The sequence below is a fragment of the Streptomyces tuirus genome (assembly GCF_014701095.1).
Taxonomy (GTDB): Bacteria; Actinomycetota; Actinomycetes; order Streptomycetales; family Streptomycetaceae; genus Streptomyces; species Streptomyces tuirus.
In genome coordinates, this window is record NZ_AP023439.1 from 500,742 (window position 1) to 524,458 (window position 23,717).

At 71.1% G+C, this 23,717-nt stretch carries 18 protein-coding genes and 2 pseudogenes; 14 read left to right on the forward strand and 6 right to left on the reverse strand.

Translation table 11 applies throughout. The features are described from left to right. Positions 1–56: 56 nt before the first annotated feature. The 3 genes from IGS69_RS02395 to IGS69_RS02405 are packed head-to-tail and all read right to left on the reverse strand — an operon-like array spanning position 57 to position 3,596. Positions 57–1,049 (reverse strand): ABC transporter permease, encoded by a 993-nt coding sequence (locus IGS69_RS02395; protein ID WP_190896488.1) that lies wholly within the window; start codon positions 1,047–1,049, stop codon positions 57–59. Beyond that, on the reverse strand, positions 1,042–2,082 hold the full coding sequence (locus tag IGS69_RS02400) for an ABC transporter permease (protein ID WP_190896490.1): 1,041 nt from the start codon (positions 2,080–2,082) through the stop codon (positions 1,042–1,044). Before IGS69_RS02400 ends, IGS69_RS02395 begins: the two co-directional genes overlap by 8 nt. Next, entirely contained in the window at positions 2,079–3,596 is a 1,518-nt protein-coding gene (locus tag IGS69_RS02405) for a sugar ABC transporter ATP-binding protein (RefSeq protein WP_190896492.1), read from the reverse strand. Before IGS69_RS02405 ends, IGS69_RS02400 begins: the two co-directional genes overlap by 4 nt. A 271-nt stretch (positions 3,597–3,867) precedes the next feature. Here IGS69_RS02405 and rhaI point away from each other — a divergent pair, with 271 nt between their 5' ends. The 6 genes from rhaI to IGS69_RS02435 all read left to right on the forward strand — a co-directional run bounded on the left by rhaI (position 3,868) and on the right by IGS69_RS02435 (position 11,574). Further along, entirely contained in the window at positions 3,868–5,028 is a 1,161-nt protein-coding gene (rhaI, locus tag IGS69_RS02410; RefSeq protein ID WP_190896494.1) for an L-rhamnose isomerase, read from the forward strand. A 113-nt stretch (positions 5,029–5,141) separates the two neighbouring features. Further along, positions 5,142–7,181 carry a bifunctional aldolase/short-chain dehydrogenase gene (locus IGS69_RS02415; protein WP_190896496.1) on the forward strand — a complete coding sequence of 680 codons (2,040 nt, stop codon included), beginning with the start codon at positions 5,142–5,144 and terminating at the stop codon, positions 7,179–7,181. Continuing rightward, positions 7,178–8,641: a rhamnulokinase gene (locus tag IGS69_RS02420; RefSeq protein ID WP_190896498.1), complete on the forward strand. Its 1,464-nt coding sequence runs from the start codon at positions 7,178–7,180 to the stop codon at positions 8,639–8,641. Before IGS69_RS02415 ends, IGS69_RS02420 begins: the two co-directional genes overlap by 4 nt. 70 nt (positions 8,642–8,711) lie before the next feature. Then, entirely contained in the window at positions 8,712–9,467 is a 756-nt protein-coding gene (locus IGS69_RS02425; RefSeq protein WP_190896500.1) for a (Fe-S)-binding protein, read from the forward strand. Continuing rightward, a complete protein-coding gene (locus IGS69_RS02430) occupies positions 9,464–10,942 on the forward strand; it encodes a LutB/LldF family L-lactate oxidation iron-sulfur protein (RefSeq protein WP_190896502.1) in 1,479 nt (492 codons plus the stop codon). Before IGS69_RS02425 ends, IGS69_RS02430 begins: the two co-directional genes overlap by 4 nt. Continuing rightward, on the forward strand, positions 10,939–11,574 hold the full coding sequence (locus IGS69_RS02435; protein WP_190896504.1) for a LutC/YkgG family protein: 636 nt from the start codon (positions 10,939–10,941) through the stop codon (positions 11,572–11,574). Before IGS69_RS02430 ends, IGS69_RS02435 begins: the two co-directional genes overlap by 4 nt. 8 nt (positions 11,575–11,582) lie before the next feature. Here IGS69_RS02435 and IGS69_RS02440 read toward each other — a convergent pair whose 3' ends face one another. Beyond that, positions 11,583–12,377 carry an SDR family NAD(P)-dependent oxidoreductase gene (locus IGS69_RS02440; protein ID WP_190896506.1) on the reverse strand — a complete coding sequence of 265 codons (795 nt, stop codon included), beginning with the start codon at positions 12,375–12,377 and terminating at the stop codon, positions 11,583–11,585. A gap of 403 nt (positions 12,378–12,780) precedes the next feature. Between IGS69_RS02440 and IGS69_RS02445 the strand changes: the two genes are divergently transcribed. The 6 genes and pseudogenes from IGS69_RS02445 to IGS69_RS34475 form a co-directional block, all read left to right on the forward strand. Continuing rightward, on the forward strand, positions 12,781–15,510 hold the full coding sequence (locus IGS69_RS02445; protein ID WP_190896508.1) for a discoidin domain-containing protein: 2,730 nt from the start codon (positions 12,781–12,783) through the stop codon (positions 15,508–15,510). A 195-nt stretch (positions 15,511–15,705) separates the two neighbouring features. Then, positions 15,706–17,373: a GMC oxidoreductase gene (locus IGS69_RS02450; RefSeq protein ID WP_190896510.1), complete on the forward strand. Its 1,668-nt coding sequence runs from the start codon at positions 15,706–15,708 to the stop codon at positions 17,371–17,373. Positions 17,374–17,393: 20 nt separating this feature from the next. After that, on the forward strand, positions 17,394–18,314 hold the full coding sequence (gene iolE / locus IGS69_RS02455) for a myo-inosose-2 dehydratase (RefSeq protein ID WP_190896512.1): 921 nt from the start codon (positions 17,394–17,396) through the stop codon (positions 18,312–18,314). Further along, entirely contained in the window at positions 18,311–19,597 is a 1,287-nt protein-coding gene (locus tag IGS69_RS02460) for an FG-GAP repeat domain-containing protein (protein ID WP_190896514.1), read from the forward strand. The genes iolE and IGS69_RS02460 overlap by 4 nt, the downstream gene beginning before the upstream one ends. 121 nt (positions 19,598–19,718) lie before the next feature. Continuing rightward, positions 19,719–19,970: pseudogene (locus IGS69_RS02465) on the forward strand (ATP-binding cassette domain-containing protein); the annotation flags it as partial. Continuing rightward, positions 19,961–20,506 (forward strand): annotated as a pseudogene (locus IGS69_RS34475) (FtsX-like permease family protein); the annotation flags it as partial. The pseudogenes IGS69_RS02465 and IGS69_RS34475, both read left to right, overlap by 10 nt. A 19-nt stretch (positions 20,507–20,525) precedes the next feature. Here the strand turns inward: IGS69_RS34475 and IGS69_RS02470 are convergent. After that, positions 20,526–21,095, reverse strand: a complete 570-nt coding sequence (locus IGS69_RS02470; protein ID WP_190896516.1) for a TetR/AcrR family transcriptional regulator — start codon at positions 21,093–21,095, stop codon at positions 20,526–20,528. Positions 21,096–21,241: 146 nt separating this feature from the next. On the opposite strand from IGS69_RS02470, the gene IGS69_RS02475 reads away from it, so the two are divergent. Together IGS69_RS02475 and IGS69_RS02480 are read left to right on the forward strand one after the other, a co-directional pair. Further along, positions 21,242–22,099 (forward strand): AAA family ATPase, encoded by an 858-nt coding sequence (locus tag IGS69_RS02475; protein ID WP_189587575.1) that lies wholly within the window; start codon positions 21,242–21,244, stop codon positions 22,097–22,099. Next, the gene (locus IGS69_RS02480; RefSeq protein ID WP_190896518.1) at positions 22,096–23,454 is read left to right on the forward strand and encodes a vWA domain-containing protein; all 1,359 of its coding nucleotides are present in this window, start codon (positions 22,096–22,098) and stop codon (positions 23,452–23,454) included. Before IGS69_RS02475 ends, IGS69_RS02480 begins: the two co-directional genes overlap by 4 nt. Here IGS69_RS02480 and IGS69_RS02485 read toward each other — a convergent pair whose 3' ends face one another. Next, positions 23,455–23,670, reverse strand: a complete 216-nt coding sequence (locus IGS69_RS02485; RefSeq protein WP_385862301.1) for a Rossmann-fold NAD(P)-binding domain-containing protein — start codon at positions 23,668–23,670, stop codon at positions 23,455–23,457. It lies immediately after the preceding gene. Positions 23,671–23,717 lie beyond the last annotated feature (47 nt).

Genomic DNA, 23,717 nt, shown 5'->3' on the forward strand with positions numbered 1-23,717 from the left:
GGGGGAAGCGCCGCTCAGGGGCGCGGGGAACTGCGCGACCAGCCACGGACAACGGGTCAGCCGGACGATTGAGCACGCCCTACGGCGATCTGCCGAGCCACCCGCGGCCCGAGCACGGAAAGCACAAGCAACACACCGGTCACGACGATCTGCGACTGCGCCGAGACGTCCTGGAGGCTCATCACGTTCTGCAACGCCCCCAGCAGGAACACCCCGGCGATCGCACCGCCCAGCGTTCCCTTGCCGCCGTCGAAGTCGATACCGCCGAGCAACACGGCGGCCACGACGGACAGTTCGAGGCCGGTGGCGTTGTCGTAGCGGGCGCTGGCGTAGTGCAGCGCCCAGAAGATCCCGGTCAGCGAGGCCATCAGCCCGGTCAGCGTGAACAGGAGCAGCTTCTGCCGCTTGACCCGGATCCCGGCGAAGCGGGCCGCCTCCTCGCTCGCGCCGATCGCGAACAGCGACCGCCCGAACGGCGTGGCGTGCAGTGCGACCACGGCGATGGCCAGCAGGACGAGGAACGGCAGGAACGCGTACGGAATGAATGTGTCGCCGATCCGCCCGGCCGCGAAGTCCAGGTACTGCGTGGGGAAGTCGGTCACCGCGTCCGACCCGAGCACGATCTGCGCGATGCCCCGGTAGGCGGCGAGCGTGCCGATCGTGACGGCGAGGGACGGCAGCCCGAGCCTGGTCACCAGCAGACCGTTGATCAGCCCGCACACCACACCCAGCAGCAGGCAGATCGGGATGATCGTCTCGATGGCCATGCCCTGGTTCCACAGGGCACCCATCACCGCACCGGACAGTCCGGCCGTGGAGGCGACCGACAGGTCGATCTCCCCGGACACCACCAGGAGGGTCATCGGCAGGGCGATCAGGGCGATCGGAAGCGTGTTGCCGATCAGGAACGACAGGTTGAGCGCGTTGCCGAAGCCGTCGACGAACCCGAAGGAGAGCAGCAGAACGACAAGGAGCAGGGCACCGACGGCGGAATCCCACCTTTTCAAGGCGGACCACCGGACCGCTCGGCTCAGGGAGATGTCAGCCATGGCGGGCGTTCCTCTTCTTCAGGGCGGAGGCCACGCGCAGCGCGACGACCCGGTCGACCGCGATGGCGAGGATGAGCAGGATGCCGTTGATGGCGAGCACCCAGACCGAGCTGACACCGAGGGCGGGCAGCACGCTGTTGACGGAGGTCAGCAGCAGGGCACCGAGGGCGGCGCCGTAGACGCTGCCCGAGCCGCCGGTGAAGACGACGCCGCCGACCACGACCGCGCTGACGACGGTCAGTTCGTAGCCGTTGCCGGTGCCGGAGTCGACGTTGCCGAAGCGGGCCAGATACATCGCGCCGGCGAGTCCGGCGAGCGCGCCACAGAAGGTGTACGCGGCGAGGATCCGCTTGCGGACGGGGATGCCGGCGAGCCGGGCGGCCTCCGGGTTGGAGCCGAGAGCGTACAACTCGCGTCCGCTGCCGTAGTGCTTGAGGTAGTACCCCGTCGCCACCAGCACCGCCAGGGCGATCAGCGCCAGGTACGGCACCGCCCAGATGCCGCCGGAGCCGAAGTCGACGAACCCGCCGGGCAGATCGGCCGCGGTGATCTGGCGGGAGCCGACCCAGATGGAGTCGATGCCGCGGATGATGTAGAGCGTGCCGAGGGTGACGACGAGCGCGGGCACCTGGCCGAGGCTGACGAGCAGTCCGTTGAGCAGTCCGAAGCCGACGCCGAGCAGCACCGCCAGCGCGATCGCCACGACCGGGTTGCCGCCGCCCTGGAGATACGTGCCGGCGGCGAACGCGCTGATGCCGAGGGTGGATCCGACGGACAGGTCGACATTCCTCGTGATGACCACCAGGGACTGGCCCGTGGCGACCAGGACCAGGATCGTCGCGTTCAGCAGCAGGTCCTTGATGCCCTGCTCGGACAGGAACTCGCTGTTGCCCGCCTGGGTGAGGCCGATCATCACCAGGAAGACGAGCAGGATGGCGAGTTCGCGCATCCTGAAGACGCGGTCGACCAGCCGGGTGCCGCTCGACTTGGGCACGTCGGCCACGGGGGCTTGTTGCGGGGTGACGACCGTCATGCGGCGGCCCTCCCGGTGGCTGCGGCCATCACGGTTTCCTCGGTGGCGTCGGAGCGCGGTATCTCGGCGGTGAGCCGGCCCTCGTGCATCACCAGCACGCGGTCGGCCATGCCGAGGATCTCGGGCAGGTCGGAGGAGATCATCAGGACGGCCACGCCGTCGGCGGCCAGTTGTGACAGCAGCCGGTGCACCTCGGCCTTGGTGCCGACGTCGATGCCGCGGGTCGGCTCGTCGACGATCAGCACCTTCGGGCCGGTGGCCAGCCACTTGGCGAGGACGACCTTCTGCTGGTTGCCGCCGGAGAGCGTGTTGACCGTGTCGGCGATCCGGGCGTACTTCACCTGGAGCTTGACGGCCCAGTCGAGGGAGCGGCTGCGCTCGGCGCCGCGGTCCATCAGCCCGGCCTTCACGGTCGTCCGCAGCCCGGTGAGCCCGATGTTCCGCTCGATGGACATGTCCATCACCAGGCCCTGGGCGCGCCGGTCCTCGGGGACCAGGGCGACTCCGGCGGCCATGGCCGCCGAGGGCGCGCCGTTGACCAGGGACGTGCCGTGGACGGAGACCTCGCCGGCGTCCCGGCGGTCGATGCCGAACACCGCCCGGGCGACCTCGGTGCGCCCGGCGCCGACGAGCCCGGCCAGGCCGACGATCTCGCCGTGCCGGACCTCGAAGGAGACGTCGGTGAAGACCCCCTCGCGGGTCAGCCGGCGCACGCTCAGGGCGACTTCGCCCGGCGTCACGTCCTGCTTGGGGTAGAGCTCGTCGAGGTCGCGGCCGACCATGCGGCGGACCAGGTCGTCCTCGGTCATGCCTTCCAGGGGCTCGCCGGCGATCCGGGCGCCGTCGCGCAGGGTGGTGACCCGGCGGCAGATCTCGAAGATCTCCTCCAGCCGGTGGGAGATGAACAGCACGGCGGCGCCCTGGTCGCGCAGGGTGCGGACGACGCCGAAGAGACGGGCGACCTCGCTGCCGGTGAGGGCGGCGGTCGGCTCGTCCATGATCAGGACGCGGGCGTCGAAGGAGAGGGCCTTGGCGATCTCGACGATCTGCTGGTCGGCGATGGACAGGCCCCGGGCGGGCCGGTCGGGGTCGAGTTCGACCCCGAGGCGCTTCATCAGGGCGGCGGTCGCGTTGTGGGTGGCCTTGTGGTCGATCCGGCCGAGGGAGCGGCGCGGCCGGCGGCCCATGTAGATGTTCTCGGCGATCGACAGGTCGGGGAAGAGCGTGGGCTCCTGGTAGATCACAGCGATGCCGGCGTCGCGGGCGTCCCCGGGTCCGTGGAAGGCGACGGGCGCACCGCCGAGCAGCACCTGGCCGGCGTCCGGGCGGTGCACTCCGGCGAGCGTCTTGATGAGGGTGGACTTGCCGGCACCGTTCTCGCCGGCGAGTGCGTGCACCTCCCCGGGGAACAACTCGAGGGAGACGTCCCGCAGTGCACGGACCGCGCCGAAGGACTTGGAGACGTCCTTCAGCGCGAGAACCGGGGCCGGACCCGTGGTGGACGGGTGGGTCATGAGGGCTCCTCGACGACGCCGGCGGGTCGGCCCTCCGGGCGTCGTGAAAGGTTTCAACTGGGTTGCCGGGACGTTAGGCGGGCCGCACATGTCACGTCAATGGGTTCCGGTCGAAAAAGTTTCGACTCCCGTTCGAGGACAGAACGTCACGCATGGGTCGCGGGAAACCGTCTCGGCCGGAGGGGTTGACACCCCTCCGGAAGGCCCATAACTTCGCCTCCTGAATCGTTTCATTCAGTGGTCGTCACGACCCATGTCACAGGAGCCTGACGTGACCGAGCTCGCCGCGGCGAAGGCCGCTCTCAAGACACAGGCCGTCGAGACGCCGTCGTGGGCCTATGGGAACTCGGGCACGCGCTTCAAGGTGTTCGCGCAGCAGGGTGTGCCGCGCACCCCGTTCGAGAAGCTGGACGACGCGGCGAAGGTTCACGAGTTCACCGGCGTCGCCCCGACCGTGGCCCTGCACATCCCGTGGGACGAGGTCGACGACTACGCGGCGCTGGCCAAGCACGCCGAGCAGCGGGGCGTGAAGCTCGGGGCGGTCAACTCCAACACCTTCCAGGACGACGACTACAAGCTCGGGAGCATCTGCCACCCGGAGGCTTCGGTGCGGCGGAAGGCCGTGGATCATCTGCTGGAGTGCGTCGACATCATGGACGCGACGGGCTCGGCGGACCTGAAGCTGTGGTTCGCCGACGGGACGAACTATCCCGGGCAGGACGACATCCGGGAGCGGCAGGACCGGCTGGCCGAGGGGCTCGCCGAGGTCTACGAGCGGCTCGGGGACGGGCAGCGGATGCTGCTGGAGTACAAGTTCTTCGAGCCGGCGTTCTACACGACGGATGTGCCGGACTGGGGTACGGCCTACGCCCACTGTCTGAAGCTCGGACCCAAGGCGCAGGTCGTCGTCGACACGGGACATCACGCGCCGGGGACGAACATCGAGTTCATCGTGGCGACGCTGCTGCGTGAGGGCAAGCTCGGCGGGTTCGACTTCAACTCGCGGTTCTACGCGGACGACGACCTGATGGTCGGAGCGGCCGATCCGTTCCAGCTGTTCCGGATCATGTACGAGGTGATCCGGGGCGGGGGGTTCACGCCCGACGTCGCCTTCATGCTCGACCAGTGTCACAACATCGAGGCGAAGATCCCGGCGATCATCCGGTCGGTGATGAACGTTCAGGAGGCCACGGCGAAGGCGCTGCTCGTCGACCGCGTCGCTTTGGCCGATGCACAGGCTGCCGGTGACGTGCTCGGGGCGAATGCCGTGATCATGGACGCGTACAACACGGATGTGCGGCCGCTGCTGGCCGAGGTGCGGGACGAGATGGGGTTGGACGCGAACCCGATCGCCGCGTACAAGGCGTCCGGGTGGGCCGAGAAGATCGTTGCTGAGCGGGTGGGAGGGGAGCAGGCGGGCTGGGGCGCGTAAGCGTCTGCCGGGTTCTGTCGTCTGCGGGGTGCGGGCCGCCTGTGGTTGGTCGCGCAGTTCCCCGCGCCCCTGAGTAAGCGCACTCACCGCTCCTCCAGAAGGAAGGAATGTTCATGTCCACCCATCCCGAAGCCACCGCTCTCCTTGCTCGTTCTCGCCGGCTCGGTGCCGATCCGCGGAACACCAACTACGCCGGTGGCAACGCGTCCGCCAAGGGGACGGACACCGATCCCGTCACCGGGGGCGATGTGGAGCTGATGTGGGTGAAGGGGTCCGGCGGCGACCTGGGCACCCTGACCGAGGCCGGGCTCGCCGTGCTGCGGCTGGACCGGATGCGGGCGCTCGTGGACGTGTACCCGGGGGTCGAGCGCGAGGACGAGATGGTCGCCGCGTTCGACTACTGCCTGCACGGGAAGGGCGGGGCCGCGCCGTCCATCGACACCGCCATGCACGGGCTGGTGGAGGCCGCGCACGTCGACCACCTGCACCCGGACTCGGGGATCGCGCTCGCCTGTGCCGCCGACGGGGAGAAGCTGACCGCCGAGTGCTTCGGGGACAGCGTGGTGTGGGTGCCGTGGCGACGGCCCGGTTTCCAGCTGGGGCTGGACATCGCCGCCGTGAAGCAGGCCAATCCGCAGGCCGTCGGGTGTGTGCTCGGCGGGCACGGGATCACCGCCTGGGGTGACACCTCCGAGGAGTGCGAGCGGAACTCGCTGCACATCATCCGGACCGCCGAGCGGTTCCTCGCCGAGCGGGGCAGGGCCGAGCCCTTCGGGCCGGTGATCGAGGGGTACGCCGCGCTGGGCGCCGGTGAGCGGCGGGAGCGGGCCGCCGCGCTCGCCCCGTACGTGCGGGCCGTCGCCTCGCAGGACCGGCCCCAGGTCGGGCACTTCGACGACTCCGAGGTCGTGCTCGGCTTCCTCGCGAGCGCGGAGCACCCGCGGCTCGCCGCCCTCGGAACGTCCTGCCCGGACCACTTCCTGCGGACCAAGGTCCGGCCGCTGGTGCTGGACCTGCCGCCGAGTGCCCCGCTCGACGAGGCGATCGCCCGGCTGAAGGAGCTGCACGCCGAGTACCGCGAGGAGTACGCCGCCTACTACGAGCGGCACGCCGAGCCCGGCTCCCCCGCCATGCGCGGCGCCGACCCGGCGATCGTGCTGGTGCCGGGCGTGGGCATGTTCTCCTTCGGCAAGGACAAGCAGACCGCCCGGGTCGCGGGCGAGTTCTACGTCAACGCCATCAACGTGATGCGCGGGGCCGAGGCCGTGTCCACGTACGCGCCGATCGAGGAGTCGGAGAAGTTCCGGATCGAGTACTGGGCGCTGGAGGAGGCCAAGCTCCGGCGGATGCCGAGGCCCAAGGCGCTGGCGACCCGGGTGGCGCTGGTGACGGGTGCCGGCAGCGGCATCGGCAAGGCCATCGCGCACCGGCTGGTGGCCGAGGGCGCGTGCGTGGTCGTCGCCGATCTGAACGCGGAGAACGCCGGGGCCGTCGCCGATGAGCTGGGCGGTCCCGACAAGGCCGTCGCCGTGGCGGTGGACGTCACCTCCGAAAAGCAGATCGCCGAGGCGTTCCGGGCGGCCGTGCTGGCCTTCGGCGGAGTCGACCTCGTCGTCAACAACGCGGGCATCTCGATCTCCAAGCCGCTGCTGGAGACCTCCGCGAAGGACTGGGACCTCCAGCACGACATCATGGCCCGCGGCTCCTTCCTCGTGTCGCGGGAAGCGGCCCGGGTGATGACCGCCCAGGAGCTGGGCGGCGACATCGTCTACATCGCTTCCAAGAACGCCGTGTTCGCAGGTCCCAACAACATCGCCTACTCCGCCACCAAGGCCGACCAGGCCCACCAGGTGCGGCTGCTCGCCGCCGAGCTGGGCGAGCACGGCATCCGGGTCAACGGGATCAACCCCGACGGTGTCGTGCGCGGCTCGGGCATCTTCGCCGGGGGGTGGGGCGCCGAGCGGGCCGCGGTGTACGGGGTGGAGGAGGAGAAGCTGGGCGAGTTCTACGCCCAGCGGACCATCCTCAAGCGCGAGGTGCTCCCGGAGCACGTCGCCAACGCCGTGTTCGCGCTGACCGGCGGGGACCTCACCCACACGACCGGTCTGCACATCCCGGTCGACGCCGGCGTCGCGGCCGCGTTCCTGCGATGAGCGCGGCTGTGAAGTACTGCGCCGCGGTCGACCTCGGCGCGTCCAGCGGGCGCGTCATGGTCGGCCGCGTCGGCCCGGACTCGCTGGAGCTCAGCGAGGCACACCGCTTCCCCAACCGGCCCGTCCGGGTGCCCGAGGGACTGCGGTGGGACGTGCTCGGGCTGTACGCCGGGGTGCTGGACGGCCTGAAGGCGGCCGGTGCCCACTGCGGTGGACGACTCGACTCCGTCGGCATCGACAGCTGGGCCGTGGACTACGGGCTGCTGGACTCCGACGGGGCGCTCCTCGGCAACCCCGTGCACTACCGCGACTCCCGGACGGAGGGTGTCGCGGAGAAGGTGTGGGCGACCGTGCCCGCGGCGGAGCTGTACGCCGCGACCGGGTTGCAGTACGCGCCCTTCAACACCCTCTACCAGCTGACCGCCGCGCGCTCCACGGCTCAACTGGCCCGGGCCCGGCGGCTGTTGCTGATGCCGGACCTGCTGACGTACTGGCTGACCGGCGAGCATGGCACCGAGCTGACCAACGCGTCCACGACCCAGCTGATCGATCCCCGCACGCGCGACTGGGCGTACGACCTCGCCTCCCGGCTCGGCATCGACCTGGACCTGTTCGCGCCGCTGCGGCGACCCGGCGATCCGGCCGGGGTGCTGCGCGGCGAGGTGCTGGAGGAGACCGGGCTCACCGGACCGGTGCCGGTGACGGCCGTGGGGTCCCATGACACCGCCTCGGCGGTCGCCGCCGTACCGGCGTCGGGCGAGCGGTTCGCCTACATCTGCACGGGCACCTGGTCGCTGGCCGGTCTGGAGCTGGACGCGCCGGTGCTGACCGAGGAGAGCCGGGCCGCCAACTTCACCAACGAACTGGGCCTGGACGGCACGGTCCGCTACCTGCGGAACATCATGGGACTGTGGCTGCTCCAGGAGTGCGTGCGGGCCTGGGGCGAGCCGGATCTGGGCGCGCTGCTGCTTGAGGCGTCCAGGGCTCCGGCGCTGCGGTCGGTCGTGGACGCGGGTGACGCGGCGTTCCTGGCGCCCGGGCGGATGCCGGAGCGCATCGCCGAGGCGTGCCGGGGCTCGGGGCAGCCGGTGCCCGAGTCGCCTGCCGAGGTGACGCGCTGCATCCTCGACTCGCTCGCCCTCGCGCACCGCAAGGCCGTCTCGGACGCCCAGCGGCTCGCGGGGCAGGAGGTCGACGTCGTGCATGTGGTCGGGGGCGGCACGCGCAACGCGCTGCTGTGCCAGCTGACCGCCGACGCGTGCGGGCTGCCGGTCGTGTCCGGGCCGGCCGAGGCCGCCGCGCTGGGCAACGTGCTCGTCCAGGCGCGGGCGCACGGTCTGGTCGGTGACCTGGCCGGAATGCGGCGGCTGCTCGTGAACACCCAGCCGCTCACGCGGTACGAGCCCCGGGGCGGGACCGAGCGGTGGCACGCCGCGCAGGCCCGCCTCGCCGGGGGGTGACGGGGTCTCCCCCCGGCCTCGTCCCCCTACTACGCTGCGCTCATCCGATGATCGACGACAAGGAGCCGCGATGCGTGTCGCCCTGTTCCTGACCTGCGTCAACGACACGCTGTATCCGGACACCGGGCGCGCCGTGGTGAAACTGCTGACCAGGCTTGGTGTCGACGTCGACTTCCCGAGCGGGCAGACCTGCTGCGGACAGGCGCACTACAACACCGGATACCGCCATGAGGCCGAGCCGCTCGCCCGGCACTTCTCCGATGTCTTCGGCGCATACGAGGCGATCGTGACGCCGTCCGGGTCCTGCGGGGCGATGGTGCGCGAGCTGTATCCGCGCATGGGCGAGCGGGCGCGTACCGAGGGGCGCGGGGACACCCTCGCGGCCACGCTGGCGCCGGTGGTGCCCAAGACGTACGAGCTGACCGAATTCCTGGTCGATGTGCTGGGTGTGACGGACGTGGGGGCGTACTACCCGCACAAGGTGACCTACCACCCGACCTGTCACGGGCTGCGCGGACTGGGGCTCGGTGAGCGGCCGCGGCGGCTGCTGCAAGCGGTGAAGGGGCTGGAGCTCGCCGAGCTGCCGGGGGCCGAGGAGTGCTGCGGGTTCGGCGGCACCTTCGCGCTGAAGAACTCCGACGTCTCGGCAGCGATGGGCGCGGACAAGGTGCGCAACGCCGAGTCGACGGGTGCCGAGGTGCTGTGCGCGGCCGACAACTCCTGTCTGATGCACCTCGGCGGGACAATGGCCCGGCTGCGCACCGCCATGCGGCCGGTGCACATCGCGGAGATCCTGGCGAGCACGGAGGAGGAACCGGCCGTATGAGCGGGACGTATCTCGGCATGCCGGCGTTTCCGGCGGCCGCGCGGGAGGCCGTGGGGAACGCGACCCTGCGCGGCAATCTGCGCCATGCCACGCACACCATCCGCGCCAAGCGGGCGAAGGCGGTGTCGGAGGTGTCCGACTGGGCCGAGCTGCGCGAGGCGGGCAGGCGCATCAAGGACCACACGCTGCGTCATCTCGACCGCTATCTCGTGCAGTTGGAGGAGTCGGTGACGGCGGCGGGCGGTGTCGTGCACTGGGCCGCCGACGCGGACGAGGCCAACGACATCGTCACGCAGCTCGTGAAGATGACCGGCGAGTCCGAGGTCGTCAAGGTCAAGTCGATGGCCACGCAGGAGATCGGGCTCAACGAGGCGCTGGAGGCCGAGGGCATCCGCGCCTACGAGACCGATCTCGCCGAGCTGATCGTGCAGTTGGGCAAGGACCGTCCCTCGCACATCCTCGTCCCGGCCATCCACCGCAACCGGGGTGAGATCCGGGACATCTTCGCCCGTGAGATGAGCGAGTGGGGCCGCCCCGCCCCCGAGGGCCTGACCGACACACCGGCCGAACTCGCCGAGGCCGCCCGCCTGCACCTGCGGGAGAAGTTCCTGCGGGCCAAGGTCGGCATCTCCGGCGCCAACTTCATGGTCGCCGAGACGGGCACGCTCGTGGTCGTCGAGTCCGAGGGCAACGGCCGGATGTGCCTGACCCTGCCCGAGACGCTGATCTCGGTGGTCGGCATCGAGAAGATCGTGCCGGCGTGGCAGGACCTGGAGGTGTTCCTGCAGACCCTCCCCCGCTCCTCCACGGCCGAGCGCATGAACCCCTACACCTCGACGTGGACCGGCACCACGGACGAGGACGGACCGCGGAACTTCCATCTGGTGCTGCTGGACAACGGCCGCACCGACACTCTCGCCGACGAGGTCGGCCGGCAGGCGCTGCGCTGCATCCGCTGCTCGGCGTGCCTCAACGTGTGCCCGGTCTACGAGCGGGCGGGCGGCCACGCCTACGGGTCGGTGTACCCGGGGCCGATCGGCGCGATCCTCAGTCCCCAGCTGCGGGGCACGGGCAGTGAGATCGACGCCTCGCTGCCGTACGCGTCGTCGCTGTGCGGGGCGTGTTACGAGGTCTGCCCGGTCGCCATCGACATCCCCGAGGTGCTGGTGCACCTGCGGGAGCGGGTCGTGCAGGGCGGCGAGGTCACGCGGGCCGGCAACAAGGTGGTGCTGCGGCCCGCGAAGGGGCATGCCGCCGAGCGGGCGGCGATGCGTGCGGCACGCTGGGCGTTCCTGCATCCGGGCGCGCTGCGCACGGGCCAGCGCGCCGCCTCCCGGACGCGTCGCTTCCATCCCCGGAGCCTGCCCGGCCCCGGCCGGGCCTGGAGCGGGACCCGGGAGCTGCCGCCGGTGCCCGCCGAGCCGTTCCGGGACTGGTGGCAGCGGACACGCGGCGGGAAGGACGGGGACAGGTGAACAGCAGGGAACGGATCCTGGGGCGGGTGCGGCGCGCGCTGGCGGACGCACCGGCCGAGGAGACCCCCCTCTCCCGGGACTACCTCCGGGAGCACGGGCAGCGGACCGCCGCGGAGACGGTGGATCTGCTCGCGGAGAACCTGGCGGACTACCGGGCGCTCGTGCACCGTTGCGGGGACCGGGAGTTGGCGGATCTGATCATGCGGCTGCTGGCCGAGCGAGGCTCGCGGACCGTGCTCGTCCCGCCCGGACTGCCGCCGTACTGGCTGACGGCGTCCGACGTGACGCAGGTGCACGACCGTGCCGCGAGTACCGCGCACGAGCTGGACCGGGTCGACAGTGTGGTCACCGGCTGCGCGGTCGCCATCGCCGAGACCGGCACCCTCGTGCTGGACGGCTCACCCGACCAGGGCCGCCGCCGGATCACGCTCGTCCCGGACCATCACATCTGTGTCGTACGCGTCCCGGGCCAGGTCGTGTCGTCCGTGCCGCAGGGGCTCGAACGGCTCGATCCGGCGCGCCCGTTGACATGGATCTCCGGGCCGTCGGCGACCAGTGACATCGAGCTGGACCGGGTCGAGGGGGTGCACGGTCCGCGCACCCTGGAGGTGATCCTGGTCGGCGAGAACTGATCCGGAGCTCAGGGCAGGATCGAGTCGACGTAGCCGCCGTCGACCCGCAGGGCGCCGCCCGTGGTGGCGGAGGCCTGGTCGGAGGCGAGGTAGACGACCATGTGGGCGATCTCCTGCGGCTCGATGAGCCGCTGGAGCAGCGACTGCGGCCGGTGCTGCCGCATGAAGACGCGCTGGGCCTCGTCCCAGGGCAGGTCGCGGTCGACGAGCTGGTAGACGAAGTCCTCTACGCCGCCCGTGTGCGTCGGCCCGGCGATGACGGAGTTCACCGTGACGCCGGTGCCGGCCGCCTGCTTGGCGAAGCCCCGGCTCACCGCGAGCAGGGCGGTCTTGGACATGCCGTAGTGGATCATCTCGGCGGGGATGACGACCGCCGAGTCGCTGGCGATGTACTGGACGCGCCCCCAGCCGCGCTCGGTCATGCCGGGCAGGACGAGCCGGGTGAGGCGCACGGCCGACAGGACGTTCACGTCGAAGTAGCGGCGCCACTCCTCGTCGCTGATCTCCAGGGGGTCGGCGGACTCGAAGATGCCGAGGTTGTTGACGAGGATGTCCACCTGGCCCAGTGCCTCCAGCGCCTTCCGTGCGCCCTCGTCGGTGGTGACGTCGGCGGCGACGGGCACCAGGTCGGCGCCGGGCGCCTCACCCCGCATCCGGTCCACGGCCTCCTGCACCCGACCGGCCGAGCGGCCGTTGACGCCCACCCGGGCGCCCGAGCCGGCCAGGCCCGCGGCGATCGCGGCGCCGATGCCCTGCGTGGAGCCGGTGACCAGAGCGGTGCGGCCCTTCAAGTCGATCTGCATGCCGGGTCAGTCCTTTCGGTACGGGAGTGATCGCGCACCCGGGGGCGGCCCCCGGGCACTCCCAGTCATAGCGAAGACGGCGCGCCGGGATGCCGATACGCGCCGGGAAAGCCGGGGGCGCGAACGATGGCACCGGGGCACGCAAAGGCGCACAGGATCTATTGGGAACTACTCAGGGTTACCGTCAAGTCTCTCCGGGTAGCGACGAGTTGACGCCGGGCCATCACCTCTCAGGAGGGCCGCAGGGATGACTGTGCAGGGTGGGGACCCCGCTTCGAGGCCCGCCCCTGTTCCCTGCGAAGCGCCGGAGATACGCGTCCGCTGACGCTCGCTGCTCCCGCATCGTTCACGCTCCCCCGCGCCCTGGCTCCTTCTCTCTCCTCCGACCTTGTGGAGATCCCTCATGCCGCAGGCAACCAGGCGGTTCGCGCCGCCCTTACGCCCGTCACGCCGTGTCCGGCTGACCGTCCCCCTCATCCTGGGCGCACTCCTCGTCACCGCATCGCTGTCCGGTGCCGCTCCCCCGGCGGAACGCGCCGAACGGCTCTGTCCCGAGGAGGGGCACTCCGCACCGGCCGACTGGGCGCTCACGTCCACCGACCCGGTCAACGACCACCACGCCTCCGTCGCAAACGGCTTCCTCGGGCAGAGCCTGCCGCCCGCCGGGACGGGCTACTCCGTGTCGGAGCGGGACACGGGCTGGCCTCTCAAGACGCCCCGCTACGACGGGGCGTATGTGGCGGGGCTCTACGCGCACAACGAGCGGACCGCCGGGAACCGTCACGTCATGGCGGCCCTCCCTGCCTGGTCGGGGCTCTCCGTCACCGTAGGGGACGAGACCTTCGGCCCCGCCACACCCGCCGACCGCATCTCCGGCTACCGGCAAACCCTCTTCCTGCGCTGCGGCCTGGTGCGCACGTCCCTGACGTGGACCACGGGCGAGGGCCGGGCCACCGACCTGGTCTACGACGTCGTCGCCGACCGGAAGTACCGTCATGTCGGTGCCGTGCGCCTGCGGGTGACCCCGCGTTGGTCCGGCACCGCGAGCGTCACCGACTTGCTCGACGGCCGGGGGGCGCGGCGGATCTCCGCGACGGCGGAAGAGCCCGGCGGATCGGTGGAGGACCGCATCGCCGTGGCGTTCCGCACCGACGGCACCGGTGTCGACGGAGCCGTCGTGTCGACGCTGCGCCCGGACGAAGGTGTGCCGGTACGCGGCCGGACCCGGGGCGGCGAGGGGCTGACCGCCCGTCAGTCGGTGTCGGTGCCGGTGCGGTCCGGGCGCTCGTTCGCGTTCACCAAGTTCGTCGGCGTCGACACCGGGCTGACCTCCCGTACGCCCGCGCGGAGTGCCGCCGAAGAGTCACTGCGGGCCGCGGACCGGGGCTGGGAGCGGCTGCTCGGTCGGCACGCGGCCGAGTGGGAGCAGCTGTGGAGCGGGGACATCGAGGTGAGCGGGCGGCCCGAGTTGCAGAGATGGCTGCGCTCCGCTCTGTACGGGCTGCTGGCCAGTACCCGGGCCGGTTCCCCGGACAGCATCGCGCCGGCCGGTCTGACCAGTGACGACTACGCGGGCCTGAAGTTCTGGGACGCGGAGATCTGGATGATGCCGGGCCTGCTGGCCTTCCGGCCAGAACTGGCCCGGCCGGTCCTGGAGTACCGCCACCGCACCATGCCGGCCGCCCGGCGCAACGCCGCCGCGCTCGGCCGCCGTGGGCTGTTCTTCCCCTGGACCAGCGCCGACCAGGGGGATCTCACCTCCGAGTGCCACAGCGTGGAGCCGGATCACTGCCGTACGCAGATCCATCTGCAGTCCGACATCGCCCTGGCGGCCTGGCAGTTCTACCAGCAGACCGGCGACAACGAGTGGCTGCGCGAGCGGGGCTGGCCGCTGCTCAGGGGGGTCGCGGAGTTCTGGGAGAGCCGCGTGACCCGTAACCGCGACGGCAGCTACTCGATCAAGAACGTGTCGGGGCCGGACGAGTACAGCAACTACAAGAACGACGCGGTCTTCACCAACGCCGGTGCCGCGACCTCGCTGCGGAACGCCACCAGGGCTGCCGGCGTACTCGGTGAGCGTGCCCCGGGTGTCTGGACGACCGTCGCCGACGGGCTGCGCATCCCGTATGACAAGGAGACCAAGACCTTCCGGCAGTACGACGGCTACGACGGGGCCCCCATCAAGCAGGCGGACGCCGTGCTGCTGATGTACCCGCTGGAGTGGCCGATGCCGGACGAGGCGGCGGCGAACACTCTGGCCTACTACGCGGCCCGCTCCGACCCGGACGGGCCGGCCATGACGGACTCGGTGCATGCGGTGGACGCGGCAGCCGTCGGCAAACCCGGCTGCGTGACGCACACCTATCTCATGCGGTCGATCCGGCCGTTCGTGCGGGGGCCGTTCGCGTTGTTCTCCGAGGCGCGCGGCGAGCGCGCGGCCGGGGCCGGGGACCCGCACGCGGGGTTCCCCGCGGAGGACTTCCTGACCGGGAAGGGCGGCTTCCTGCAAGTGTTCACGCACGGACTGACCGGGATGCGCACCCGCTCGGACAAGGTGCACCTGGACCCGATGCTGCCACCGCAGCTGTCGGAGGGCGTCACCCTCAAGGGCCTGCGCGCGCACGGCAGGACCTACGAGGTGGCCATCGGGGCCGAGGAGACGAAGGTCCGGCTGGTGCAGGGGGAGCCGTTCGAGCTGGAGACGCCGCAGGGCTCGCAGATCGTCAGCGCGGCGGCGCCGGCGGTCGTCAAGACCCGCCGCCCGGACCGGATGCCGACGGACAACGCCGCCCGCTGCCGGACGGCCGAGGCCACGTCGGAGCAGCCCGGCCTGTACGCGGGCGCCGCGGTGGACGGGGACGCCACGACGGCCTGGTCGCCTGCGGCGGCCGAGGCGCACCTCACCGTCGACCTCGGGCGCACGGTGCGGGTCGCGGGGGCCGAGGTGGAGTGGTCGGACGTCCGCCCGGGTTCGCACCGGCTGCTCGTCTCCGTCGACGGGGAGCGCTGGAGCGAGATGACGCCCGGGGTGGCCGCGCGCTTCGTGCGGGTGGAGGTCCGCGCGGCGGACCCGGGTGAAAAGGGCGCGCGGCCGGGGATCGAGGAATTGAAGATCACTCAACGCCGCCGATAAACCAGAGCACCATATGACTGTGAACCCCGGCTTCGAGTCGGGGTGCACAGTCATTCCCTTTTCCAGAATGCGCGCAATATCTGTCAGCTCATCACATGAATGACCCTTTCGAGGGAATGTGCCACCCCGCTATTTACGGAATTCCCGACCCGGCTCCTCAATAAAGGAAACCGTCCAGGAAAGCGAGGTAGCACCATGAGCAAGTACGACGTCGACGTTCTGATCGTCGGCAGTGGACCGGTCGGCGCCACATTCGCCCGGAAACTCGTGGAGGCGGGACACCACGTCCTGATGATCGACGCCGGCGCGCAACTCTCCGGGAATTACGGAGAGCACCTCAAGAACAGCTTTCTGTACCAGAAGAACGTGGATCTCTTCGCGTCGGTGATCCGGGGTCATCTGCATCCGATGTCCATCGCGTCGGACGATTCCCCAGTGGTCACTCTCGACCCGTCCTCTTTCTCGTACGACCCCGAGAAATGGCCGGGATTCGTCCTCAACAACCAGAACCCGGAGCAGAAGAAGCGCGACAATCTCGGCGCGTGCGCCTCCACGTACGCCGTCGGTGGCATGGCGACGCACTGGACCTGTGCCGTCCCGGAGTTCCACCCCACGCTGGAGCGCACCTACAACGGCGAGAGCTATCCCATCGAGGCGTCGGCGATGGACACGCTCTACAACGAGGCCGCCGCGCTCCTGCACAGGTCGGAGACAGTGTTCTCCTCCTCGGCGCGCCACCTCCTGGTCCGCGAGGTACTGCACCGGGCGCAGTTCACCAACGTCAAGGAGCTGCCCCTGGCGGTCCGCGAGCGGTCCGACCGGGCGAAGTCGGACGCCGTGCACTGGAGCGCCTCGGACACCGTGCTCGGCGAGCTCGCCAGCCCGCGTCACACACCGACCAAGGGCTCCTTCCGTCTCCTGGCCGAGCACCAGTGCACCCGGCTGGAGTTCTCCGAGGCCGGGGACGGCGACCAGCGGGTGACCGGAGTGAAGGTCCGCAACCTGCGCGACCTCGACGAGAAGGTCACGATCAACGCCGAGGCGTACGTCGTCGCCTGCAACCCGGTACTCACCCCGCAGCTGCTGTTCGCCTCGGGCCTGCAGTCCGAGTCGCTGGGCCGGTACATGACCGAGCAGCCGATGGCGTTCTGCCAGACGGTGCTCAAGCAGTCGCTCATCGACGGCGTCGTGGACCTCCTGGGCAAGTATCCGGACGCCCAGAAGCGGGTGAAGGAGTACATCGACAAGCAGAAGCAGAAGCAGGAGGAGAAGACGCCCGGCGCGGACCCGGTGCCCTTCCCGAAGGGCGAGCTGGAGCCGAACCTGTGGATCCCGGCGGTCCCCGGCCAACCCTGGCATTGCCAGATCCACCGGGACGCCTTCAGCTACGGCGAGGTGCCGCCCAACATCGACAGCCGGCTCATCGTGGACCTGCGCTGGTTCGGGATGTCCCGGCCGCGCCGCAGCAACCGCATCACCTTCAGCAACCACATCAAGGACACGTTCGGCCTGCCGCAGCCGACGTTCCACTTCGAGCTGAGCAAGGAGGAGCGGGCCGACTGCGGCCGGATGATGGACCACATGATGCGGGTCGCCGCGCAGCTCGGCGGCTTCATGCCGGGCTCCGAACCGCAGTTCCTCACCCCGGGCCTGCCGCTGCACATCGCGGGCACCACCCGCATGGGCAAGGACCGCAGGACCAGCGTCGTCGACCCCGACTCGCAGGTGTGGGGCGTCAAGAACCTCTTCCTCGGCGGCAACGGACTGCATCCCTTCGGAAACGCCGCCAACCCCACGCTGACCAGCTGTGCCATGGCACTGAGGGCCGTGGAGAAGATCAAGGGCATGCTTCCGAGCGCCTGACCGGGCAGGGAGAGACGACCATGACGCAGATCAGTCTGACCGACACACACATCGGCATCACACCGACCGGCTGGACCAACGACGACTTCCCGTTGCTGGGCGACGGCATCACCTTCGAACAGTGCGTCAGCGAGATCGCCCTGGCGGGTTTCGAAGGGTGCAGCATCGGCCACAAGTTCCCGACCGACGTGAACGCGCTGAACGAGGCCCTCGGCTTACGCGGGCTCAGTGTCACCGAGCCCTGGGTGAGCACGTTCTTCACCGTGCCGGGCATGCGCGGGCGGACCGTCGCCGCCTTCGAGGAGCGGATGGACTTCCTCGACGCGATCAAGGGGCCGGTGAGGACGAGGAGCATCGGGGTGGCCGAGTTCGGCAACTCCATCCACCTCATGCCCATCAGCCTCAGCGCCTCCAAGCCGGTGTTCACCGAGGACCACTGGAAGGCCTTGGCGGAAGGCCTCGAGGAGGTCGGCAAGCTGGCCCGTGAACGCGACTTCCAGCTGGTGTACCACCCGCACATGGGCACCGGCGTGCAGACGCAGGGCGAGGTGGACACGCTGATGCGGCGCACCGACCCGGAGTACGTCCATCTGCTGCTGGACACCGGGCACCTGTACTGGTCCGGGGGCGACCCGGTCGCGGTGATCGAGGCGCACGCCGAGCGCATCCGGCACGTCCATCTGAAGAACATCCGCAAGGCGGTGCGCGACCGGCCCGGGCTGGCCTCGGCCAGTTTCGAGGAGTTCGTCCGGGCCGGGATCTTCACCGTGCCCGGCGACCGGTCCGGCGGGGTGCCCTTCCCGGCCGTCCTCGCCGCCCTGGAGGCCAGGCAGTTCAAGGGCTGGCTGGTCGTCGAGGCGGAGCAGGACCCGCACGGGCCGCGCCCGCCCCTGTACTACGCCAAGCTGGCCCGCGAGTACCTGAGGGGGCTGGGGCTTTGAGCGCGTACGCCACACCGACGTTCACCGAGTCGGTCATCGACGCCGACCCCCGGGACGGGTACTTCCTGCAGGCCGTCGACATCGACGGCGACGGCCGACCGGACCTGGTCGCCTCGGGGCTCAGCCGAGGCCAGGTCGTCTGGTACCAGAACCCGTCCTGGACCAAGCGGACCATCGCCGACCTGGACGGGCGCAAGCCGGTCGCCCTGGACGCCGCCGACCTCACCGGCGACGGCCTGCCCGACCTGGTCCTCAGCCACGACTACGGCAACTGCATGTTCGACTGCGGCCCCCAGGACGGCAAGATCTCCTGGCTGCAGAACCCGGGCACGGCACAACCCGACGGGCCGTGGAAGCGCAGGCCCGTCGCGGACCTGGTCTCCGCCCACCGGGTACGGCTCGGCCACTTCACCACCGACCGGCGGCTGCAACTGGCCGCGTTCCCGGTGGTCGGGCCGCAGGGCGGCGAGACCGGCGTCAACTCCCCAGTGCACATCACGGTGTACGACCTGCCGGACGATCCGCTGAGCGCCGAGGCGTGGCCCGGCCGCGCGGTCGACTCCGCTCATTTCACCGTTGTGCACGGGGTGACGTCGGCGCGCTACCCGGGCACCCCGCACCCGGACCGGGAGTCGTTCCTGCTGGCCGGCGGGGAGGGTGTCAGCTGGCTGGGGCCCGGCCCCGGCCCGGCAAGCCCTTGGCGGCACTTCACGATCGGCACCGGTGTGCCGCCACGGCGGTCGCCGGAACTGGGCCGGTACTTCCGGGGCAGCGGGAACCTCGCGGTCGGGCGGATCGACGGCCGGTCCTGCGCGGTGATCGTCACCCTGGAGCCGTTCCACGGAGACACTGTCGCGGTCTACGTACGGCCCGACACGACGGCCGCGCCGTTCAGCACTCCGTGGCGGCGCAAGGTGCTGAAGGTGTTCGACCGCCCCGACCCGAGGTTCGACGCCGCCGGGCACCACGTCGTGGTCGCGGACTTCGACAACGACGGCGACGACGAGTTCCTGGTCGGCATGCGTGGTCCGGCCCCGGCACAGGGCGTCTGGTACTACAAGCTCGACGCCCAGGGGAACACGCTCCTGGAACAGCAGGTGAGCACGGAATCCACGGCCCGGATCGCCGTCGCGGACTTCAACGGCGACGGCAGGCTGGACTTCGCCGTCACCTCCTACGACACCGTCGGCTACTACCGGACGAAGGAGCCGAAGGTGCGCCTGTACACCAACACCTTCGCATGGCCCGCCCCGGTCACACCCCCGCTCGGCGGCGACGGCTGACGCCCCGCAAGCCAGGGTGAACCCGATCGCGGGGTGTCACTGAGTACACCCCGCGATACGGGCCCTGCGGCCGGCGTGGCCAGACCCGCTTCTCCGTAGCGTCGTCGGAGAGGCACAGGACGTGCCGGGCGAAGCGGGACGACGATGCTTCGCACCAGGACCCGACAGGACCCGGGCCAGGGGGCCCGCCGTCGAGGCGCTGCGGCTGGTGAAGGTCACCAAGACCTACGGCGGCGGCGACAGCGTGGTGACCGCCCTGAACGGGGTGACGCTCAGTCTCGAACGTGGCACGTTCACAGCGGTGATGGGGCCGTCCGGCTCCGGCACATCGACGTTGCTGAGCTGCGCGGCGGGGCTCGACCGGACGCGCTCTCCACGGCCGCGGGCGTGGTCGGCGGCTACGGCACCCTGCTGGTGTTCTTCGCGATCGCCTCGACCCTGACGGTGAACGTGCGTCAGCGGGCCGCCGGAATGGAGCTGTTGCGCTGCCCGGGGGGCGACTCCGGGGCAGATCAAGCGGATGGTCGTGGGCGAGGCGGTGGCCGTGGCGCTGGTGGGCGAGGCGCTGGGACCCGGCCCGGCGATGCTCGGCGGCAGGGCCCTGCTGGAGGTGTCCAGGTCGCACGGTCCGTCGAGTTCGAGTTCGTGCCGGTGGCCTTCCTGACCGGCTTCGACGTCACGCTGCTCGCCGCCGCGGGCGCCGCGTCCCTCGCCGTCCGGCGCGCGACGGGCCGACGGCGGCAGCGGGGCCGGGCGCGGACGGTCCTCGCCAACACCGCGCTGGTGGCCGGGGCCGCCGCGGCGACCTCGACGTTCGTGTTCTCGGCGAAGGACGCCGCGCTGATGGCGCCGCCGGCGTACGGGGCGATCCTGCTGTCCGTCGGGTGTGCCCTGAAGGCGCCGCGGCTGGGCGGTGGCCGCCGCTCTGTCACCGCGTGCCGGAAGCGTCCAGCAGTGCGGTCGCCGTCGCCGTGGTCAGGCCGTCCAGCGTCTCGATCCCGGCCCCGGCCCGGGCGCTGGCCCCGTCGAAGACCAGCATCAGCTGACGGGCGAGCAGCTCCGCGTCGCGCGCCCCGCCCTCCTCGGCCTGCGTGCGGAAGAAGCCCAGCAGCCACTCCTTCACCCCGCGCGCGACGACGCTCGCCGGGTGCGCGGGATCCTTCAGCTCGACCAGGGCGGCGAGATAGGGGCAGCCCTGGTAGGCGGGCTCGGCCGAGGCCTTCTCCAGCCGTTCGAAGACGTGCAGGATCCGTTCGCGGGGGCTGCCGGCGTCCTGCGGGCCGGGCGCGAGCCGTTCCTCGTACGCCGGGAGCCGCCGGGCCAGACTCGCCGCGAGGACCTCGTCCTTGCTCGCGAAGAGCTGGTACATGGACCGCTTCGAAACCCCGGCGCTCCGGCACAGCGTCTCGACACCGAGGGAGACGCCCTCGCGGTAGAACAGCTCGGCCGCCGCGTCCAGGAGACGGTCCCTGGTGGACGCCTTGTCGCTTGTGGCCATACGGGCGAGAGTACCTCGCCCCGGAGTCCTGGGAAACCGATCGGTTTGGCCTGCTGCCCGGACGAGAACCCCGTGACAGCGTGGGTGAACAAGCGCTTAGATAGTGCTCTGCCCGTCCGCCCGACGCCGCCGTCCTGGAGGCCCCGTTGTTCACATCCGTCGACGATGTCTCCGCACGCCTCGCCGAGACCGGCTACCTCGCCTCCCCCGCCGTCGCCACGACCGTCTTCCTCGCCGCCCGGCTCGGCAAGCCGCTCCTGGTGGAGGGCCCGGCCGGCGTCGGCAAGACGGAACTCGCCAAGGCCGTCGCCACGGTGGCCGGGGCGCGGCTCGTCCGCCTGCAGTGCTACGAGGGGGTCGACGAGTCCCGCGCCCTGTACGAGTGGAACCACGCCAAGCAGCTCCTGCGTATCAGCGCGGGCCGCGACGAGACGTGGGACGAGGCCCGTACGGACATCTTCAGCGAGGAGTTCCTGCTCACGCGGCCGCTGCTGACCGCGATCCGGGGCGACGACCCGAAGGTGCTGCTGATCGACGAGACCGACAAGGCGGACGTGGAGGTGGAGGGCCTGCTGCTGGAGGTGCTCAGCGACTTCCAGGTGACCGTCCCCGAGCTGGGCACGATCACGGCGACGCGGCGCCCCTTCGTCGTCCTGACGTCCAACGCGAGCCGGGAGCTGTCCGAGGCGCTGCGCCGGCGCTGCCTCTTCCTGCACATCGGATTCCCGGACGAGGAGCTGGAGCGCCGGATCGTCCGCCTGAAGGTGCCCGGCCTCGACGAGGCGCTGGCCCGCTCGGTCGTCCGGGTCGTGGGCGCGCTGCGGGCGATGGACCTGCGCAAGGTGCCGTCGGTCGCCGAGACCGTCGACTGGGCGCACACCCTGCTCGCCCTCGGCGCCGACTCCCTCGACGAGACGGTCGTGCGGGCTACGCTCGGGGTGCTGCTCAAGCACCAGGACGATGTCCTCAAGGCCTCGGCCAAGCTCGATCTGGACGCCCTGTGACGACGCCGGCAGGCGTCGCCGAGCGGCTGACGTCCCTGGTCGGGGCGCTCCGCGCGCACGGCATGCGGATCGGCACCGGCGAGACGGTCGACGCGGCACGGGCGGTCGGGGAACTCGGCCTCGCGGACCGGGAGCTGCTGCGCGAGGGTCTCGCGGCGACCCTGCTGCACGGGCAGGGACAACGCCAGGTGTTCGACCCCGTCTTCGACCTCTACTTCCCGCGCGGCGTCGGCGGCCCGGAGCAGCGGTCGGCCGGGCGGGAGGACCTGCGGGACCGGCTGGCCGACGCCCTGACCGCCGACGACCGGGCGACGCTGGGCCGGCTGGCGATCGAGGCGGTCGACGGTTTCGGCGGCTACGGTTCCTCGCCGGAGTCGGACGGCTGGTCGTCGTACCAGGCGCTCGAACGGCTGCGGCCGCAGACGCTGCTGGCCCGGGTGCGCGACACCATCCGGGGGCGGGGCGGCAGTCAGGGGTTCACGGACCGGCTGCTGGAGGACGAGGTCCGGCGGCGCATCGACGTCTTCCGCGCTCTGGTGGCGGCGGAGGCGCGGCGGCGGGTCGCCGAGCGGCGCGGCCGGGACGAGATCGCCCGGCGGGCGGTGGCCCCGACCGCCGACCGGGTCGACTTCCTGTTCGCCGGGCAGGACCGGCTGGCCGAGCTGCGCAGGACGGTCCAGCCGCTGGCGCGCAAGCTCGCGACCCGGCTCGCCGCCCGGCGCCGTCGCGCCTCGCGGGGCACGATCGACCTGCGGCGGACCCTGCGTGGTTCGCTGTCGACGGGCGGGGTGCCGATGAAGCCGGTGCTGCGCCGACGGCGGCCCGCCCGTCCCGAACTGGTGCTGCTGTGCGATGTGTCGGGGTCGGTCTCCGGCTTCTCCGACTTCACGATGCTGCTGGTGCAGGCGCTGCACGACCAGTTCAGCAAGGTGCGGGTGTTCGCCTTCGTCAACCGGATCGACGAGGTGACCGGGTTGCTGGAGCGCGGCCGGGCCGACCCGGAGGGGCTGAGCAGCCGTATCCAGGGGGAGGCGGCGGTGACGGGCTACCACGGCAGCAGTGACTACGGCATGGCGCTGGGCGAGTTCGCCGAGCGGTACGCGGACGCGGTCGGTTCGCGCACGACCGTCTTCGTGCTGGGTGACGCCCGCACCAACCGGAGCGACCCCAACCTGCCCGCCGTGCGGCAGATCGCCGAGCGCGCCCGCCGCGTCCACTGGCTGAACCCGGAGCAGCGCTCCCGCTGGGGCACGGGCGACTCCGTCGCGCCCGCCTACGCCGAGCTGGTCGCGATGCACGAGTGCCGCAACGCCCGGCAGTTGAGCGCGCTGGTGGCACGGCTGCTGCCGGTGTGATCAGGCGGCGGTGAGCTGGGGGCAGAGGGCGGCCGGGCCGGCCGCCGGTCCCGCCTTGACCCGCCGCGTGAGGTCGTCGGCCAGGACCTCGTGGGCGCCGGAGACGATGCCGTCGAGGGCCTGGGCCGCGACGGGTCCGGCCGTGGACTTGGGGGCGTCGACCCCGACGGCCATGTCCGGGTCCACGTAGCCGACATGGAAACCGATCGGTTTCATGCCGGGAAGGTAAACCGACCGGTTTCCGGGAGCGAGGGCAGGACCCG

Bases quoted from the DNA above. Each gene is read 5' to 3' on its own strand.
- IGS69_RS02400 (WP_190896490.1), bottom strand. From the start codon at position 2,082: ATGACGGTCGTCACCCCGCAACAAGCCCCCGTGGCCGACGTGCCCAAG.
- iolE (WP_190896512.1), top strand. From the start codon at position 17,394: ATGACGCAGATCAGTCTGACCGACACACACATCGGCATCACACCGACC.
- IGS69_RS02470 (WP_190896516.1), bottom strand. From the start codon at position 21,095: ATGGCCACAAGCGACAAGGCGTCCACCAGGGACCGTCTCCTGGACGCG.
- IGS69_RS02405 (WP_190896492.1), bottom strand. From the start codon at position 3,596: ATGACCCACCCGTCCACCACGGGTCCGGCCCCGGTTCTCGCGCTGAAG.
- IGS69_RS02450 (WP_190896510.1), top strand. From the start codon at position 15,706: ATGAGCAAGTACGACGTCGACGTTCTGATCGTCGGCAGTGGACCGGTC.
- IGS69_RS02485 (WP_385862301.1), bottom strand. From the start codon at position 23,670: ATGAAACCGATCGGTTTCCATGTCGGCTACGTGGACCCGGACATGGCC.
- IGS69_RS02415 (WP_190896496.1), top strand. From the start codon at position 5,142: ATGTCCACCCATCCCGAAGCCACCGCTCTCCTTGCTCGTTCTCGCCGG.
- IGS69_RS02395 (WP_190896488.1), bottom strand. From the start codon at position 1,049: ATGGCTGACATCTCCCTGAGCCGAGCGGTCCGGTGGTCCGCCTTGAAA.
- IGS69_RS02425 (WP_190896500.1), top strand. From the start codon at position 8,712: ATGCGTGTCGCCCTGTTCCTGACCTGCGTCAACGACACGCTGTATCCG.
- IGS69_RS02440 (WP_190896506.1), bottom strand. From the start codon at position 12,377: ATGCAGATCGACTTGAAGGGCCGCACCGCTCTGGTCACCGGCTCCACG.
- IGS69_RS02430 (WP_190896502.1), top strand. From the start codon at position 9,464: ATGAGCGGGACGTATCTCGGCATGCCGGCGTTTCCGGCGGCCGCGCGG.
- IGS69_RS02420 (WP_190896498.1), top strand. From the start codon at position 7,178: ATGAGCGCGGCTGTGAAGTACTGCGCCGCGGTCGACCTCGGCGCGTCC.
- IGS69_RS02445 (WP_190896508.1), top strand. From the start codon at position 12,781: ATGCCGCAGGCAACCAGGCGGTTCGCGCCGCCCTTACGCCCGTCACGC.